Origin of the sequence: Chryseobacterium sp. IT-36CA2 (assembly GCF_949767875.1) — a bacterium.
Lineage (GTDB): Bacteria > Bacteroidota > Bacteroidia > Flavobacteriales > Weeksellaceae > Chryseobacterium.
Genome location: NZ_CATKPG010000011.1, coordinates 268,014 through 284,261 on the forward strand (window position 1 = coordinate 268,014; position 16,248 = coordinate 284,261).

General features: G+C 36.7%; 18 protein-coding genes. 9 read left to right on the forward strand and 9 right to left on the reverse strand.

Going from position 1 to position 16,248, the window contains the following annotated elements; genetic code table 11:
* Positions 1-4: 4 nt before the first annotated feature.
* The 5 genes from ACM6F9_RS02050 to ACM6F9_RS02070 all read left to right on the forward strand — a co-directional run bounded on the left by ACM6F9_RS02050 (position 5) and on the right by ACM6F9_RS02070 (position 4,261).
* A complete protein-coding gene (locus tag ACM6F9_RS02050; RefSeq protein ID WP_414844174.1) occupies positions 5-550 on the forward strand; it encodes a YceI family protein in 546 nt (181 codons plus the stop codon).
* On the forward strand, positions 547-1,071 hold the full coding sequence (locus ACM6F9_RS02055) for an ankyrin repeat domain-containing protein (RefSeq protein ID WP_414844175.1): 525 nt from the start codon (positions 547-549) through the stop codon (positions 1,069-1,071). The genes ACM6F9_RS02050 and ACM6F9_RS02055 overlap by 4 nt, the downstream gene beginning before the upstream one ends.
* 4 nt (positions 1,072-1,075) lie before the next feature.
* Positions 1,076-1,855, forward strand: a complete 780-nt coding sequence (locus tag ACM6F9_RS02060) for a T9SS type A sorting domain-containing protein (protein WP_414844176.1) — start codon at positions 1,076-1,078, stop codon at positions 1,853-1,855.
* Positions 1,856-2,022: 167 nt separating this feature from the next.
* Positions 2,023-2,868 (forward strand): GNAT family N-acetyltransferase, encoded by an 846-nt coding sequence (locus ACM6F9_RS02065; protein WP_414844177.1) that lies wholly within the window; start codon positions 2,023-2,025, stop codon positions 2,866-2,868.
* A gap of 109 nt (positions 2,869-2,977) precedes the next feature.
* On the forward strand, positions 2,978-4,261 hold the full coding sequence (locus ACM6F9_RS02070) for an ectonucleotide pyrophosphatase/phosphodiesterase (protein WP_414844178.1): 1,284 nt from the start codon (positions 2,978-2,980) through the stop codon (positions 4,259-4,261).
* Positions 4,262-4,398: 137 nt separating this feature from the next.
* Here the strand turns inward: ACM6F9_RS02070 and ACM6F9_RS02075 are convergent, their stop codons facing one another.
* Positions 4,399-5,277: an NAD(P)H-binding protein gene (locus ACM6F9_RS02075; RefSeq protein WP_414844179.1), complete on the reverse strand. Its 879-nt coding sequence runs from the start codon at positions 5,275-5,277 to the stop codon at positions 4,399-4,401.
* 81 nt (positions 5,278-5,358) lie between these two features.
* On the opposite strand from ACM6F9_RS02075, the gene ACM6F9_RS02080 reads away from it, so the two are divergent.
* Positions 5,359-5,787 (forward strand): winged helix-turn-helix transcriptional regulator, encoded by a 429-nt coding sequence (locus tag ACM6F9_RS02080; protein WP_414844180.1) that lies wholly within the window; start codon positions 5,359-5,361, stop codon positions 5,785-5,787.
* Positions 5,788-5,840: 53 nt separating this feature from the next.
* Here ACM6F9_RS02080 and ACM6F9_RS02085 read toward each other — a convergent pair whose 3' ends face one another.
* Positions 5,841-6,893 carry an NAD(P)-dependent alcohol dehydrogenase gene (locus tag ACM6F9_RS02085; protein WP_414844181.1) on the reverse strand — a complete coding sequence of 351 codons (1,053 nt, stop codon included), beginning with the start codon at positions 6,891-6,893 and terminating at the stop codon, positions 5,841-5,843.
* A 16-nt stretch (positions 6,894-6,909) separates the two neighbouring features.
* Positions 6,910-7,314: a cupin domain-containing protein gene (locus tag ACM6F9_RS02090; RefSeq protein WP_414844182.1), complete on the reverse strand. Its 405-nt coding sequence runs from the start codon at positions 7,312-7,314 to the stop codon at positions 6,910-6,912.
* Positions 7,315-7,445: 131 nt separating this feature from the next.
* Here ACM6F9_RS02090 and ACM6F9_RS02095 point away from each other — a divergent pair, with 131 nt between their 5' ends.
* From ACM6F9_RS02095 to ACM6F9_RS02105, 3 genes are all read left to right on the forward strand, one after another.
* Positions 7,446-8,348: a helix-turn-helix domain-containing protein gene (locus ACM6F9_RS02095; RefSeq protein ID WP_414844183.1), complete on the forward strand. Its 903-nt coding sequence runs from the start codon at positions 7,446-7,448 to the stop codon at positions 8,346-8,348.
* Positions 8,349-8,528: 180 nt separating this feature from the next.
* Positions 8,529-9,872: a carboxylesterase family protein gene (locus tag ACM6F9_RS02100; RefSeq protein ID WP_414844184.1), complete on the forward strand. Its 1,344-nt coding sequence runs from the start codon at positions 8,529-8,531 to the stop codon at positions 9,870-9,872.
* Between the two features lie 248 nt (positions 9,873-10,120).
* The gene (locus ACM6F9_RS02105; RefSeq protein WP_414844185.1) at positions 10,121-10,288 is read left to right on the forward strand and encodes a hypothetical protein; all 168 of its coding nucleotides are present in this window, start codon (positions 10,121-10,123) and stop codon (positions 10,286-10,288) included.
* A 58-nt stretch (positions 10,289-10,346) separates the two neighbouring features.
* On the opposite strand, the gene ACM6F9_RS02110 is transcribed toward ACM6F9_RS02105, so the two are convergent.
* From ACM6F9_RS02110 to lpxK, 6 genes are all read right to left on the reverse strand, one after another.
* The gene (locus ACM6F9_RS02110) at positions 10,347-11,807 is read right to left on the reverse strand and encodes an alpha-amylase (protein WP_414844186.1); all 1,461 of its coding nucleotides are present in this window, start codon (positions 11,805-11,807) and stop codon (positions 10,347-10,349) included.
* A 56-nt stretch (positions 11,808-11,863) separates the two neighbouring features.
* Positions 11,864-12,961: a DNA polymerase IV gene (gene dinB, locus ACM6F9_RS02115; RefSeq protein ID WP_414844187.1), complete on the reverse strand. Its 1,098-nt coding sequence runs from the start codon at positions 12,959-12,961 to the stop codon at positions 11,864-11,866.
* A 170-nt stretch (positions 12,962-13,131) separates the two neighbouring features.
* Positions 13,132-13,587 (reverse strand): GNAT family N-acetyltransferase, encoded by a 456-nt coding sequence (locus ACM6F9_RS02120; protein ID WP_414844188.1) that lies wholly within the window; start codon positions 13,585-13,587, stop codon positions 13,132-13,134.
* A gap of 88 nt (positions 13,588-13,675) precedes the next feature.
* Entirely contained in the window at positions 13,676-14,191 is a 516-nt protein-coding gene (locus ACM6F9_RS02125) for a TlpA family protein disulfide reductase (protein WP_414844189.1), read from the reverse strand.
* 213 nt (positions 14,192-14,404) lie between these two features.
* A complete protein-coding gene (locus tag ACM6F9_RS02130; RefSeq protein WP_414844190.1) occupies positions 14,405-15,220 on the reverse strand; it encodes a purine-nucleoside phosphorylase in 816 nt (271 codons plus the stop codon).
* Complete coding sequence (lpxK, locus tag ACM6F9_RS02135; protein WP_414844191.1) at positions 15,204-16,229, reverse strand: tetraacyldisaccharide 4'-kinase; 1,026 nt, start codon at positions 16,227-16,229, stop codon at positions 15,204-15,206. Before lpxK ends, ACM6F9_RS02130 begins: the two co-directional genes overlap by 17 nt.
* Between the last annotated feature and the right edge of the window lie 19 nt (positions 16,230-16,248).

Below are 16,248 nucleotides of genomic sequence, written 5' to 3' on the forward strand. Positions count from 1 at the left end.
TGATATGAAAAAATTAGCATTATTAAGCGTATTACTTCTTTCTGCAGGGTACGTTTCAGCACAAAAATACAGTTCTAAAACAGGGAAAGTAACTTTTGAAGCCTCGGTTCCTCTGTTTGATGATATTTTTGCTCAGGATGATAACAATATTGTTATTCTCAATGCAGACAACGGTGAAATGGCCTCGGTTTCAACCGTTAAAAACTTTCATTTTAAAACAAAATTAATGGAAGAGCATTTCAATGAAAGCTATGCTGAATCTGCAAAATACCCAAAAACTACTTTCAAAGGGAAGATTGTGAACTTTGATAAAACGAAGCTTAGTGCAAGCCCTCAGAAGTATACCGTTCAGGGGACTCTAAATTTTCATGGAGTAGACAAAGCCGTTGCCTCTTCTGCCACTTTATATGCAAAAGATGGTAAAATCTATATGCAGGGTGGCTTTGTGGCCAGGCCTGTAGACTATAAAGTGACTATTCCAAAAATGGTTACCAAGAAGGTGGCAGAAAATGTCAATATTGAATACAACTACGTAATGGTAAAACAATGAGACATCTAATTTTAATATTAGGACTATTCCTGAGCTCATTGATCTCTGCTCAGGATAAGACAAAATCAATATTTGATATTGCCAGAAGTGGAACTGTAGCTGAAGTACAGGCGCTGATGAAACAAAATCCTGATATTATTAATCAGGTCAATGAGAATGGATTTTCACCTCTTATTTTAGCTTGCTACAGAGGAAATACTCCGGTTGCGGAATTTTTAATTACCCACGTTAAAAATATGAATTATGCAAGTGAAGAAGGAACGGCTTTAACGGCTTCTGTTTTTAAAGGAGATAGAAATCTTACTCAGAAATTATTAGAGAACAAGGCTGATCCAAATGTGCCAAGCAGCAGCGGAATAACCCCGTTGATATATGCTGTTCAGTCTCAAAACAAAGACATGGTTGAGCTGCTGCTAAAGAATAAAGCAAATAAGACATTGTCAGACAAACAGGGGAAAACTGTGTTTGAATATGCTCTGTTTTCTAAAAATCAAGATATTATTAACCTATTAAAAAATTGATCATATGAAATTAAAAACTACCTTATTATTAATCGGGCTTTTTGCTTTTTTACAGGTAAAAAGTCAGTATTCGAGTGGTACTGTGCCTCTCTTTTCCACACCGGGAGGAGCAGATTTGGCCTATTCGGTGAAGATAGATCTTAGCCCTTCTTTAGTTACTCTTACCCTTATTGGCCCTTCTACAGGATGGCTGGGAATGGCTTTTAATACAACCAATATGGATGATATTGGGAAAGATGTTGTCATTTTTGATGGGACTAATTTAAGTGACAGAACATTTAATGGGCAGGGCGTTGTTCCGCCTTTGGATGGGACTCAAAACTGGACTGTAACATCTAATACAGTAGCTGGAAGTGTTCGTACAGTAATTGCTACAAGAGCTTTAAATACTGGAGATGCTAACGATTATGTCTTTACTGTTCCACCTACAAGTCCTTTAAACATTACTTATGGACGCAGGTTGTCAAATTTTACGATTGCGTACCATGGTTCCAACAGTTGTGGGACTACAGCTCTTAATTTTGGTACTTTAGGGACTAACGAAACCGTTGTGGAAAGTAAAAAAACGATTCTTTATCCAAACCCGGCTAAAGAAACAGTTAGCTTTAAAAATGCAGGCAACATAAAATCTGTTGATATTTATGAATCTGCCGGAAGAAAAGTAAGATCTGTAAAACTTGAGGGAGAAAATATCAGTGTCAGAGATTTGAAATCTGGTATTTACTATTTTGAAATCACTTTGAAAGACGGAACCCTGTCTTACGAAAAATTGATTAAAGAATAATTTTTTTTAATACCTTAAATATTTAGCAATGATACCTCTGATTTTTCAGGGGTATCATTTTTTCTTAAAGTCCCGATTTCAGGGAGATTGCTTTAAAATTCATATATTTGTGTATACTCTTATTCTTAACAAAAGGCAGTTTCCTGACCTTATAATTTTTACAACCAATGGAATTTAAAACTCTGGCCAATATTACAATAGATGAGCTTTTATCAGTGTTCAATCATTCTTTTTCCGATTATGTGATTCCTTTTCATCTTACCAAAGAAGTACTTGTTGCAAAAATAGCTGCAGAAAAACTGGATATGGACATTTCTGCCGGAGCATTTGAAAATGGAGAACTGGTAGGATTTATTCTTCAGTCTGAGAAAGTTGAAAATGGTGAAAAGATTATTTATAACGGAGGCACAGGAGTAGTACCGGAAAGCAGAGGTAAGGGCATGGTAAGAAAAATGTATGATTTTATTGTTCCTGCTTTAAAAAAAAGAAACGCGAATACATTATTGCTCGAAGTTATTGAGGGAAATCAGCCAGCCATCAGAGCGTATGAAAATTTAGGATTCACAATTGTCCGAAGGCTGCTTTGCTTTAACGGGAATATTAAACATGGAAAAGCAAATACTGAAATATCCATAAAAGACCTGAAAACCTTTCAGTGGGAGTTGCTCTCTTCTTTCTGGGATATTGAACCTTCATGGCAAGGATCTGTTTTCGTATTGGAACCTATGCCGGAAAACTATATTACTCTAGGAGCTTATAATAAAGAAAGATTAGTAGGATATATTGTTTATGGTCCTGTTTCAAGAAAAATATATCAGATTGCGGTAGATAAAAATCATAGAAATCAAGGAATAGGAACGATGCTTTTCAATGTTATTTTAGAAAAAAATGGAGGACAGGCTGTGGTATTGAACAATGTGGATGATTCTTCCGAAAATACCAGCCAATTTCTTAGCGAAAAAATAGGACTGAACAATTGGTTGTCACAATTTGAAATGAAAAGAACTATTTAACAGATATTAATTTTGATTCAAAAAAAATAAGAGGTTTTAATATACTTTTAATCTCTTAAACTTTTCAGGGAGAAGTATAGGATGTAACTTTGCCGAAAATTTAAAAACAATGAAGCGAGGAATCCATTTTTTACTGTTATTAATTTCCTTTACGGTTTTTGCTCAACAGACTAGTGTAGATACTGCTCAGGTTATTATACCGGGAAGACAGAACAGTACGGAAGCGCAGTCAAAACCTTATGTAATTATGATATCAACGGATGGTTTCCGTTATGATTATGCCCAGAAATATAATGCTGAGAATCTTTTAAAACTGGCTAATGGCGGCGTAAAGGCTGAAGCAATGATTCCGAGTTATCCAAGTATTACTTTTCCAAATCACTGGAGCTTAATCACCGGACTTTATCCTTCGCATCATGGTTTGATTGATAACTTTTTCTATGATTACAAGAGAAAGGAAAACTACGCAATGAGCAATAAAAAGAATGCTGAGGACGGAAGCTGGTATGGAGGAACTCCGCTCTGGGGACTTGCTGAAAAACAGGGAATGGTATCAGCCTCTTTAATGTGGGTAGGATCTGCAAGCGACGCCGGAGGAATGAGACCAACGTATTATTATCCTTATCATGAAAAATTTACCCCTTCTGAAAAAGTAGAAAAAGTAGTCAACTGGCTGAAACTGCCGGAAGATAAAAGACCACACTTTATTTCATTATATTTCCCTGAAGTAGACGGAAGCGGGCATCATTTTGGTCCGGATACCAAAGAAACAGAAACGGCTGTTCACCTGGTAGATCAGGCAATTGGTGATCTTGTTCAGAAAGTAAATGATTTAGGCTTAAAAAATGTCAACTTTGTTTTTGTTTCCGATCATGGAATGATCAAAGTAGACGGAGGTGCTCCTTTGGAAATCCCGGCTATTCTTTTTGATAAAAACAGATTTGATTTTTATAATTCTCAGACTTTGCTGAGAGTTTACGTTAAAAACTCAGATGAGGTAAAAGCGGTTTACAAAGAACTGAAAGTTAAGAAAACAGATGATTACGAAGTATATCTCGATAAAAGGCTTCCTAAATACCTGCATTTTGCAACAAGAGATGACCAGTACAACAGAATAGGACAGATTCTTCTTATTCCAAAAGCACCAAAAATATTTCTTGAAAAAGGTAAAAAATCATCGGTTGGAAAACATGGTTACAACCCAAAACTGGTTCCTGAAATGAAAGCCACTTTCTTTGCATGGGGACCTGAATTTAAAAATAATCTGGTGATCCCTGAATTTGCCAACATTAATGTATATCCTTTAGTTGCTGAGGTTTTAGGATTAAAAATAGATCAGCCAATTGATGGAAAACTGAAAGTTTTAAAAGAAACTTTGAAAGAGAAAAAATAGTCTGAGGATTAAAAAGATAATTGGATAAAATAGTTTCGGCGCACCAAAGGTGCGCCGAAACTATTTTTAATTCCAGTCTTGAACTTTTGTTTCTTTTGTTTGACAAAGTCGAATCTTCGATTTCAAGACAAAAAAAATTAGAATCTAGAAGAAAACTCCTTCGCAAAATCTTCTAACTTAACACTTCCTGTAACCGGAGAACCGTGATCAATAAAATCTTTTTGTACCACGCCTATTCTTATTCCTCTACCCATTTCAACGTATAACTTAGCCATATCTTCCGGTAATCCTGCCTGAAGCATTCCATTTAAAGAATCTTCATCGGAGAATTCTACCCATGGAAGTTCAGGCTTGTTAACAGAAGTTCCCAGAACTTTAGCAAAATCAGATGCTTTTCTTACATCGCTTACAATATATCTGATATTGTTGGAATTTCCATCTTTTACCAGTTCCTCAGCGGCAGCTTTTGCAATATCGTTGGGATGAACTACGGGTACTTCAATATCTGCAGGATAATTTGCCCCAATGATTCCTGCATTTTGAATTAAAGGAATATCATTGAAAAAATTATTGTAAAAATATCCTGCTCTTAAAAAAGTAAAAGAGGTATTTTCTACTCCATTATATATTTTTTCAATATTGTGAAGTCCTGCAATTGGGCCATTTTCTACCGGAGATTCAGCACCTACACTGCTTAGCATTACAGCTCTTTTTACGTTGGCATTTTTTAAAGCGTCTGCATAATTTTTTCCAGCATTGGTTGTGTTTTCCACAATTTTATCCGGACTGATGGCTGGAGGAGTCATGACAAAAACAGCATCGGCTCCTTCAAATGTTTGTGTTAAAAAATCAACATCTGTGATAGATCCTATAGCTGGTGTTGCTCCCAGAGATTCAATATCCTGTTTTCTGGCATTGCTGCTGCTTACTACTGTAATATTGTGCCCCTCGGCAATTAATTGTTGTGCTAATGGTTTAGCTACATTTCCCAGTGATCCTGTGATTATAATTTTCATAATAAATATTTTTTTATTTCTAAGAACAAAGTTATATTTGTACTTACTTTTATACAAGTACTTACCCTAAAGTATGTAGATATGACAGCCATCAAAGAAAGTTCAACCATTCAGGAGAATAAAAAGACAGTGCAGGACTGTCCTGTAATGTATGTTATGGAAAGAATTGGCGGATTCTGGAAACCCATTATCCTGTTTAATCTTTCCACAGGAGAAAAAAGATACAGCGAATTGAAAAAAGCAATTCCTGCAGTAACGGAAAAAATGCTCATTCAGCATTTAAAACAGCTTGAAACAGACGGATTAATTATCAGAACAGCAAAACCTGTAATCCCTCCCCATGTGACGTATAAACTGAGTGAAGCTGGTAATGAACTGGCTCCCGTTATTGATGCCATGGCAGCATGGGCTTTTCAGGACATGGAAAGAAACGATATAAAATGTACGGAAGGAAACAGATACATCACAAATCAGGATCAGAATGCTTTTAGCCAAAACCTTAAAAAATAAAAACAGGCTCTTCAATCCGAAGAGCCTGTTTCTGTTAATATTCTATAGAAGAATTATAAAGACTGCATGTCAATAACGAAACGGTATCTCACATCACTTTTCAGCATTCTTTCATATGCTTCGTTGATTTCCTGCATTTTGATCATTTCAATTTCCGAAACAATATTGTGCTCTCCACAGAAATCCAGTAATTCCTGAGTTTCAGCAATACCACCGATTACTGAACCCGCTACTGACTTTCTTCCCAAAATCATAGGAACTGTATTCAAAATAGGTTCTAAACCTCCAAGGTAACCTACCAAAACATGAGTTCCACTGATATTTAAAGTAGTTACATATGGATTGATATCATGTACATAAGGAACCGTATCAATAATCACATCGAATTTCCCTTTTACAGCATCCATTTGAGCTTCATCTGTAGAAATTACAACATGATCAGCACCCAATTGTTTAGCATCTTCAGTTTTTCCCGGAGTTCTTGAGAATAAAGTAACTTCAGCTCCCAGTCCTTTTGCTAATTTAATAGCCATGTGGCCAAGACCTCCCAATCCTACAACAGCTACTTTAGAACCAGGACCTACATTCCAGTGTTTTAGAGGTGACCATGTGGTAATACCTGCGCACAAAAGTGGTGCTACTGCTGCCAGATCAAGATTTTCAGGAACTTTTAAAACGTGGTGAGAATCCACAACTACTTTTTGAGAATAACCTCCAAAAGTATGACCTCCCAAATGTTTGTCTTTTCCGTTGTATGTTCCGGTGAATCCATTCAGGCAGTATTGTTCAAGATCATGCTTACAGCTGTCGCAGTGCCCGCAAGAGTCTACAATACATCCTACACCCGCAAGATCTCCAACTTTAAATTTGGAAACTTCGCTTCCTACCTTGGTGATTCTTCCTACAATTTCATGCCCGGGAACTGCAGGATACAAAGATCCGCCCCAGTCATTTCTTGCTGTATGAAGATCAGAATGGCATACCCCGCAGTATAGAATTTCAATCTCTACATCTTTTGAGGTTACTTCTCTTCTTACAATATTCATTTCTTTCAGATCTGCTGTGGTAGACTCTGCACCATAAGCTTTTACTGTGATTGTACTCATTTTTTTATATTTAGTTTTATAAATTATGATATTCTTCATCTGTTACAGGATTCAGCCATTCTACAATCCCGTTTTGTGTATTAGGATTAATGGCAATATGGGTAAATTCACTATCCGGAGCTGCTCCATGCCAGTGAATGATATCAGGAGGAATATTGACAACATCTCCCGGATTTAAAATCTGCACAGATTTTCCTTTTTCCTGATAATAACCTGTTCCTGAAGTTACGATTAAAATCTGTCCGCCTCCATGAGAATGCCAGTTATTTCTGCATCCAGGTTGGAAAATTACATTCCCGATCTGACAGTTCAGGTTATCTTCATTGGGTTTCAGAATATGAACCCAAGCTGTTCCTCCAGAGAAATAATCTGGAGAAGCTTTTTCTCCTTTCGGAAAAATGTTGGTATTAAAAGTTTCCATAACGATACAAAAGTCGAAACTTTCCGATAAACAAAACTTATACAGATTACCGAATTACTTACCAATTTTACAGACATCATTTCTGTTACAAATGAAAGTGGTAATTTTGAATAGCAATAAAAATATACTTCATGGAAAATCAGGAGGTTGAAATCTATAATACGGTCTCGGAATATAATAAAATGGCGAATCATGAAACCCTGCATCCGTTGGTAAGTATCATTGATTTTTCCAAATCCGATCCTATTTGCCAGTATAGAAGAAAATTTGGCTTTTATACCGTTTTTCTGAAAGATGTAATGTGTGGAGACATGCAATATGGGAAACACAGCTATGATTATCAGGAAGGAACATTGGTTTTTATTGCTCCCGGACAGACCTACGGAATTTATAACAAAGACAGATCTGTTCAGCCAGCAGGTTTTGCTTTAATTTTTCATCCGGATTTAATAAAAGGGACCAACTTAGGAAAGAATATCAAGGACTATTCATTTTTCTCTTATGACGTACATGAAGCACTCCATCTCTCAGAAAAAGAAAGAGAAGTGGTTCTGGATTGTTTTAAAAATATTAAACTGGAACTTGAGCAAGCTATTGATAAACATAGCAAGTCTTTAATTGTTAATAATATCGAGCTGTTCCTGAATTACTGTATGCGTTTTTATGACCGCCAGTTTATTACAAGAGATCATATCAATCAGGGAGTCATCGGGAAATTTGAAAACCTGGTGGATGATTACCTGAAATCTGAAAATCCAAAGAATATAGGTTTTCCAATGGTGAATTACTTTGCAGAAAAACTGAATCTTTCTGCCAATTATTTCGGAGATCTTATCAAAAAAGAACTGGGAATTTCCGCACAGGAATTTATCCACAATAAGCTTATAGATATAGCGAAAGAACAGATTCTGGATCAGACAAAAACAATCAGCGAAATTTCTTATGATTTAGGCTTTAAATATCCACAACATTTTACAAGACTGTTCAAAACCAAAGTAGGAATTTCTCCGAGTGAATATAAAATCCTGAACTAAGTTTTTCAACACTAATAGCACTAATTTTTTTACTAATAACATTATAATTATTAGTGGATATTTGTGTGCTTATTTGCGAAATTTGTGTTTGGATTATTTTTTTCACGAATAACACAATGATGTTTTTTGAAGTTTGTGTTTAAATAATTAAATTTAAAGAGAAAAGTTTTCACAGTTGTAATGATGACACCAAATCAGCAGAACACCATTATTTTCGAAACCCGTTTCGGGAGAATTTTAGCATTAAAAGAAGAGGAGATTATCAGAATCCGAAGTATTCGTTATGCTCATTCTGAAAGATTTAAAAAACCTGTTGTGGTAGATGCTTCCTTATCTTCAATGATTATTCCACCGGAAAAAACTCCGGTCTGTCCGCAGGCTTTAAGTCCGCTTGTGGAAAAAATGATAGGAGCAACACCTGTTGAACGTTTTGAAGCTGATGAATCTACCCAATACCTTTCCATAACCCGACCCGAGATAATATCTGAAAATGAAAAACTCCCTGTTGTCGTATGGATTCATGGAGGCTCTCATGAAATAGGCTGTGGTGATCTTGCCACTGCTGATCCTGCTGAATGGGTGAAAGAGCAGCATATTATTGTAGTTACAGTTTCATATCGTTTAGGACTCTTTGGATTTTTAGGTGGCAATGAAGAAAGACCTGCCAATCTTGGACTACTGGATATTATTGAAGCATTAAAATGGATAAAAATCAATATTACAGATCTGGGAGGGGATGAAAATAATATTACCCTTCTGGGACAGTCTTCAGGCGGTGATGCTATTGCTCATTTAATGATTTCAGAAGGTATAGATGGTTTATTTCAACGTTTGATTATCCAGAGTGCGCCGTTGGGATTACGTCGTAAAAGACAGAAAATGTCTGCAGAATTTCTGAAAAAAACAGAAGTATTAAAAGATGAAGCCGATGTTTTAAAAATGATGGAAGCGTATGGGGAATTTCGACCGTCTGTCATGAAGTATGGTTTGAAAGCCGCAATGCCCTTTGGTACTCAATACGGACATTTTCCTTTGTGCACAGAAGAAGAGTCGGTGGAGATGTGGAAAAAGAATGCTCAGAAATTTGATGTTCTGATTGGTTTAAATAATGATGAAACGGCCTTTTATCTTAAAACCTCAGAAGCTTTAAACAAATATTTCGGAAAAGGATTCGGTTTAAAAATTATGGATAAAACTGTTGAGAAGACCACAGCATTGATTTATGGAAATCCGGCAAAGCAGTTTGCTCAAAATCTGGCTGAAGCTGGTGGAAATGTCTATCTCTTCAGGATTCATTCAAGGTTGAAAGACAACCCTATTGGAGCACCGCATTGTATTGACCTTCCTTTGATCTTTGGAAATGAATCTGCCTGGAAATCTTCCGAGCTACTGAAAGATATTCCCTGGAGTCGTATTCATGAAAATGGTAAAAAGCTGAGAACTCTCTGGGCTGAATTTGCCCGCGCAGGAAAAATATCAGATTCTTCCGAAAGACCAGAAATCCTGGAACTCCGAAAGATATAAACAATAATAAGGCTCATGAAAACCTCTCGTCTTAATCAATATCCCAACTGAAGACGTAAACATTCCCCTCCCTCGGAGGGGTGGCAAAAATTCAAAGAATTTTTGACGGGGTGGCTCATCATATTCTCAATATTTATCTTTAATAATGAAATTTATATATACTAAATCAAGTATTTGGTATTGAATGTTTATTCATAATTGTTGTTTTTAACGTATATTTAATAACTAAACCATAAAAAATAGTAATTATGAAAACAAACAAAGATTTCAAAGTAAGAAAGCTGGATCGTCAGGAATTAAAGAGCTTAAAAGCCGGAGATTTAAATTGGGGTAAAGTATGCTGTACTTCCACAGAAGACGGACAATGCTGTGAATGGGCTAAAGATGTCTGGAACTGCAGATACATTTACTGCTAAATCTTAAAGACCCTTGTCAGGGTTCCAAACCTTGACAAGGGCTTCTGACAAATTAATCTCACTCAGGAATCCAGACGCTCACATTTCCTGCCGGAGCAGGAAAGTCTCCCCATCCGTTTTCATCAATGGTTACTTTTTCTTTGAATCGTTTCAGTATATCTTTGAATTTTTTCCCGGCATACAATGTTCCCACTTCCATAGGCTTATTGTAAGAATCTTTATTACTCAGAACAACAGCACATCCGGTATGTTCCTCATCTCCTGTACGTACCCATCCAAGACAATTGGCATCCTCAAAATAATCATGCTGATCACCATAAGCATGATCTTTTCTCGCTTTTAATAATTCTTCAATGCCGTCTACTTTAGGCATAAATATTTCCTGATCATTACCTTCTCTGTCTTTATCAACATAATGGGCTCCATAAAGATCCGGGTAAAATATGCATGGATAACCATCTTTTCTCAATAAAATAAGGGCATAGGCAAGAGGCTTGAACCATGGTTCTACGGGAGCTTCAAGATCCTGCAAAGGCTGCGTATCATGATTAGCTACCAAACTTACAGAATGCATAGGATCTGCCTGAGTAAGGGTTTCATCAAAAATTCTTCTGAGGTCATAAGAGCCACCTTCTCTGGAAGCCGTATGAAAATTATTCTGTAGTGAGCTGTCAAAAAGGCTCATACATCCGTCCGTTACCTCAATATATTTTTGAAGCAGATGAAGATATCCCGGAGCCCAGTATTCTCCTACAGCGAAAATGTTTTTTCCGGAGTTGGAACGAAGTAGCGTAAGCCATTCTTTGTAAAAATCAAAGGAAATGTGTTTTAGAGCATCCAGTCTTACCCCATCGAAATCGGTCTGATCAAAATACCATTTTGCCCAGGTGTTGAGCTCTTCCCGCACAAAAGGATTCCGGTGCTCAATGTCATTATACATGAGGTAATCGTAATTCCCTTTCTCATCATCAATCATTTCTTCCCAGTCGTTTCCGTATTCAGATTGAATTTTAAAGATATGGGAATCCATTCCTTCAGCATAATCTACACCACTGAAACAGGTGAAATTCCATTCAAAATCAGAATATTTTTTTCCTCTTCCAGGAAAGTTAAATTTTGTGTAAGATTCTATTTCGATAACATCGGAAATCACTTTTTCCCTGTTTTCCTCATCTACTTTTACCACTTTGAATTTTTCCAGCTCATCACCTCCGGCTTTATGCCCAAGAACGATATCTACAATAACTTGTATATTTTGTTTTTTTAAGGCTTTGATGGCTTTTGTATACTCGTTTTTAGTACCGTATTTGGTAGGAAGAGTTCCCTTTTGATCAAATTCTCCCAGATCATACAGGTCATAGGCATCATATCCGATGGAATAACCGCCATTCGTTCCTTTGTAGGCCGGAGGAAACCATACCGAAGTAATTCCAAGTTTTGCTAAGTATCTGGACTGTTTTTCGGCTTCTTTCCACAATTTTCCGTCGCCTTCAGAATACCAGTGAAAAAATTGGATCATGGTTGGGTTCATAAATTTGCTGATTTGGTAGATACAAGGTAGCAAAAAAATATGAGCTATTCATTTTCGAATTCCTCAAACGGGATTTTTAGTTGAACGGAAACCTGCTTTTTTTCTTCCGTATTCAGTTGAGAGAGAGATAATCCGAGCAGGCGGACAGCCTTATCAAAAGGGCGGAGTTCCCAAAGTTTTTTTCCTGTATTATAATACTGCTCCGGAGACGAAAAATAATCTTCCTTTGTTATACTTCTTGTGAAAAGAGAGAAATCTTTATATTTTATCTTTAAAGTTAAAGTCCTTCCGAGAATATTGTTTTTCTGTAATCTTTGATGAATTTCCTCAGCAAGGCTTTGCAGCTTTTCATTGATCTGCTGTTCATCCAGAAGGTCCTCAAAAAAAGTTCTTTCCACAGCCACACTTTTCTGAATCCGATGAGGTTTTACTTCGGAAGTATGAATTCCGCGTACCACATTGTAATAATGCTGGCCGGATTTTCCAAAAAGTCTTATCAGATCTTCAAGTGATCTTTTCTTTAAATCTTTTCCCTTGTAAATTCCTAAACTAAACATTTTGTTAGCGGTAACTTTTCCAACCCCATAAAATTTTTCTACAGGTAATTCTTCCAGGAAATGCTCCATTTTATCAGGATGAATGGTTTTCTGGCCGTTCGGTTTATTAATATCGGAAGCAACTTTAGCCAAAAATTTATTGACGGAAATTCCTGCAGAAGCTGTTAATCCGGTCTGTTCAAAAATTTTCTGACGGATTTCTTTGGCGATCAGATTGGCAGATTCCATTCCTTTTTTATTTTCAGTAACATCCAGATAAGCTTCATCGAGTGATAGAGGTTCTACCAGATCTGTATATTCATAGAAAATTTCCCGGATCTTTTTGGAGATTTCTTTGTATCTGGCAAATCGGGGAGGAACAAAAATAAGATGCGGACATTTTTCTTTGGCCGTTTTACTGGGCATTGCAGATCGAACACCATATTTTCGGGCTTCATAGCTTGCTGCGGCTACTACACCACGGTGTTGTCCTCCCACCGCTATAGGCTTGCCTTTCAGTGTTGGATTATCATGCTGCTCCACAGAAGCATAGAATGCATCCATATCCACATGAATAATTTTACGAAGAGGCAAAGAAAAATCCATATACAAAGATATGGATTCCTTTATTGACGGTAAATTTTTTATATGGTAGAAGTTTGGGGCTGGAAGCTGGAAGAGGGAAGTTAATATTACTTGATAAGGAAATTAAGGAACTGTTCACTAAATAATAAAAAACGAAGTAGTAATTAATAACGCGTCAATAACTTCCATCCTCATTCCTTCAGTCTCATGGTCAGAATATGAGGTTCAAAACCTGCTTTTTCATAGGCTTTTATGGCAGATTCATTTTGTGCGTACACATCCAGTCTTACCTCGTTTATTCCTCTTGATTTTGACCAGGAAATAAGTTCGTCGGTAATTACTTTATTGATTCCTTTTCCTCTGTGTTCCGGTTTTACATACATAAAGCCCAGGTAAGAATAGTTATCAAATTGATTGTAATATTTTTCTGACTTCTTGATCAGCGCATATCCTGATGCAATGATTTCATTATTCTCTTCGGCAACAATGAGTGTTGCGTCCGGGGATTGTATCAGGTATTTTAAATCATAATAATGAATTTCTCCTTCAATCAATGTGCTGTTGAAAGGCCTTTCGGCAGCAACAACTCCCTGTTCAAATTCTAATAGAACTTCTAAATCCTGTTCTGTGGCTTCTCTTGTGATCATGGTGTTATGGGTATAAAATTTTAAAACTCATTGAATGTTTTGATTTTCAATGAGTTTTTTATGTTTTTCGGGTTGAAATAATTGTCAGTTATTTTAAAAGTTTGTCTATGGTTTGTTGAATTTCAGGATCTTCAGGAGATATTGCGTAATATTTTGCAATAGAAGATTTCTGATCAATCACCATATATCTTGGAATCCAGTTAAGGTCTACGTAATTATTAAAATCGTTTTTCCAGCCTGTAGAAAACCAGTAGTTTTCTTTGTCTTTCATATCAAATCTTTCCAGACTTTTCTCAAATCCTTCTTTTGAACGGTCTAATGATAGAAATACAAAATCAATATTCTTATTATTCTCTTCTAATTCTTTGGCTTTTGGAAGTGCATTTAAACAATCTCTACACCATCCTGCCCAGAAATCAATCACTAAAACTTTTCCTTTATGCTGAGCCAGAATCTGTTTGATGGTAATGGCTTTTCCATCTTCATCCTCCAGTTTCTGCTGTAAAGCTTCTTTTGAAAATCCTGTTTTAAGGACAGCAGGGACTTTTTGTGAATAGCTTATTCCAAAAATACCCATCATAAAAATTAGTATCAACTTTTTCATCTCGTACAATTTCATTTGTACAAATCTAAACAATGAATTGCAATCTGAGATTGATTTCTTCTGGAATTAGGAAAAATTTATAATATTGATGGATTCTATGGGATAGGAGTGTGAGAGTATTTTTAACCACCCCGTCAAAAATTCTGTTGGAATTTTCGCCACCCCTCCAGGGGAGGGGAATGCTACGTCTTCAGTTGTAGTATTGGACTATTTTTATTGATAGTTTTTAATCAAACCTTTTACAACAGCTATTACATTGGGCATTGCTTTATTGGCTGCATTCAAAACTTCTTCGTGAGAAACGGCAAAAGCCACATCCGGCCCGCCAAGATCTGTGATGACAGAAATACAGAAAACATCCATTCCCATATGTCTGGCAACAATCACTTCAGGAACGGTGCTCATTCCTACCATATCACCGCCAATGGCTTTGATCATTCCATATTCGGCCGGCGTTTCAAAGGTTGGTCCTTGAAGGGCAACGTAAACTCCCTGATGGATTTTAATCTGATAATCTGCGGCAGCCTGTTCTGCTGTGGCAATCATTTTTTTGTTGTAAGGTTCACTCATATCCACAAAGCGCGGTCCGAGCTCATCTATATTTTTTCCACGTAAAGGATGCTCGGGCATCATATTGATATGATCTTTTAGAATGACAATATCTGCAACGCTGTAAGCTGGGTTTACACCACCACAGGCATTGGAAAGAATAAGGTTTTGGATTCCCAGCAAATGAAAAACTCTTATCGGGAAAGTAACCGTTTCCATTGAATGTCCCTCATAGTAATGGAAACGTCCGCTCATCATCAGTACTTTTTTTCCTTCCAGAAGACCGTAGATCAGTTTTCCGGTATGTCCGGCCACAGTAGTTTGTGGAAAATGAGGAATATCTTTGTACTCTAAAACATGGATCGGTTCTACTTCATTTTGTAATTTTCCAAGTCCGGATCCTAAAACGACTGCAAAATCAGGAGTTTCCTGAATGATATTTTTAATAAAATCTGCAGTCTCTTTAATTTTTTCTAACATAATCTAAGATGATTTGATTGAATTCTTCTTTCTTATCAATAAGTACATTGATAGGCCAGTAGTAAACAATTTCTCTAAGATAGTCAAAAGTTTTCAGACGTACATAGTCTTTCTCTGTGGTTAATATCAGCTTATATTCTCCCAGTTTTTTATACTCGGCAAGGATTTTTTTAATATCATCATCTGTGAAATTATGATGATCTCTGAATTTTAAATGTTTTACCCTTTTTGAGAATTTTGCCAGATGTTCCAGAAGCGGTTTAGGATTCGCAATTCCGGTAATCAGTAAAATATCATAATAATTCAGGTTGTTATCTGGAAGCATTTTATCTTTTCCGTAGACATTTTCGTCATAGCCGATGGATGAAAAGAATACTTTCTGTCCATAAGAAGGTCGTATTCTTGAGATGTAATACCTTTTTGTTTCCTCCGTCAGTTCATCCGGACATTTGCTGACCATGATGATGTTTGCTCTTTTATATCCCGCTCTTGATTCTCTCAGATCTCCGGCAGGAAGAAGATAATCCTTGAAAAAAGGATCATTAAAATCGGTCATCAGAATATTGAATCCGGCTTTGATGGCTCTGTGCTGCATAGCATCATCCAATACCAGAACTTCAAGATCCATATCCTCGATTACTTTTTTAGCACCGGGAACGCGTTCTTCAGAAACGGCAATGACAAAACGGTTTTTAAAACGTTCAAAAAGCTGCATCGCTTCGTCGCCCACCATTTTGTAGTTACTTTCGTAATTCGTTACTTCATAGCCTTTTGTCAGCCTTCCGTAGCCACGTGAAAGCACGCCGGTTCTGTAATGTTTGGATAAGAACTGGGCAAGGTACATCACCATAGGTGACTTTCCGCTTCCGCCCACAGAAAGGTTTCCGACATTGATTATCGGTGTTTTGAATTTTGTTGACTTAAAAGCTCCCAGATCATACATCGTGTTCCGGATACCCGTTACCAAATGATAACCAAGGGAAAAAGGATATAGGTACCATCTTTTCATACGATTGCAAAAATAGGAA

Excerpts from the sequence above, each read along its gene's own strand:
- ACM6F9_RS02050 (WP_414844174.1), top strand. The coding sequence starts at position 5 with ATGAAAAAATTAGCATTATTAAGCGTATTACTTCTTTCTGCAGGGTAC.
- ACM6F9_RS02055 (WP_414844175.1), top strand. The coding sequence starts at position 547 with ATGAGACATCTAATTTTAATATTAGGACTATTCCTGAGCTCATTGATC.
- ACM6F9_RS02060 (WP_414844176.1), top strand. The coding sequence starts at position 1,076 with ATGAAATTAAAAACTACCTTATTATTAATCGGGCTTTTTGCTTTTTTA.
- ACM6F9_RS02065 (WP_414844177.1), top strand. The coding sequence starts at position 2,023 with ATGGAATTTAAAACTCTGGCCAATATTACAATAGATGAGCTTTTATCA.
- ACM6F9_RS02070 (WP_414844178.1), top strand. The coding sequence starts at position 2,978 with ATGAAGCGAGGAATCCATTTTTTACTGTTATTAATTTCCTTTACGGTT.
- ACM6F9_RS02075 (WP_414844179.1), bottom strand. The coding sequence starts at position 5,277 with ATGAAAATTATAATCACAGGATCACTGGGAAATGTAGCTAAACCATTA.
- ACM6F9_RS02080 (WP_414844180.1), top strand. The coding sequence starts at position 5,359 with ATGACAGCCATCAAAGAAAGTTCAACCATTCAGGAGAATAAAAAGACA.
- ACM6F9_RS02085 (WP_414844181.1), bottom strand. The coding sequence starts at position 6,893 with ATGAGTACAATCACAGTAAAAGCTTATGGTGCAGAGTCTACCACAGCA.
- ACM6F9_RS02090 (WP_414844182.1), bottom strand. The coding sequence starts at position 7,314 with ATGGAAACTTTTAATACCAACATTTTTCCGAAAGGAGAAAAAGCTTCT.
- ACM6F9_RS02095 (WP_414844183.1), top strand. The coding sequence starts at position 7,446 with ATGGAAAATCAGGAGGTTGAAATCTATAATACGGTCTCGGAATATAAT.
- ACM6F9_RS02100 (WP_414844184.1), top strand. The coding sequence starts at position 8,529 with ATGATGACACCAAATCAGCAGAACACCATTATTTTCGAAACCCGTTTC.
- ACM6F9_RS02105 (WP_414844185.1), top strand. The coding sequence starts at position 10,121 with ATGAAAACAAACAAAGATTTCAAAGTAAGAAAGCTGGATCGTCAGGAA.
- ACM6F9_RS02110 (WP_414844186.1), bottom strand. The coding sequence starts at position 11,807 with ATGATCCAATTTTTTCACTGGTATTCTGAAGGCGACGGAAAATTGTGG.
- dinB (WP_414844187.1), bottom strand. The coding sequence starts at position 12,961 with ATGGATTTTTCTTTGCCTCTTCGTAAAATTATTCATGTGGATATGGAT.
- ACM6F9_RS02120 (WP_414844188.1), bottom strand. The coding sequence starts at position 13,587 with ATGATCACAAGAGAAGCCACAGAACAGGATTTAGAAGTTCTATTAGAA.
- ACM6F9_RS02125 (WP_414844189.1), bottom strand. The coding sequence starts at position 14,191 with ATGAAAAAGTTGATACTAATTTTTATGATGGGTATTTTTGGAATAAGC.
- ACM6F9_RS02130 (WP_414844190.1), bottom strand. The coding sequence starts at position 15,220 with ATGTTAGAAAAAATTAAAGAGACTGCAGATTTTATTAAAAATATCATT.
- lpxK (WP_414844191.1), bottom strand. The coding sequence starts at position 16,229 with ATGAAAAGATGGTACCTATATCCTTTTTCCCTTGGTTATCATTTGGTA.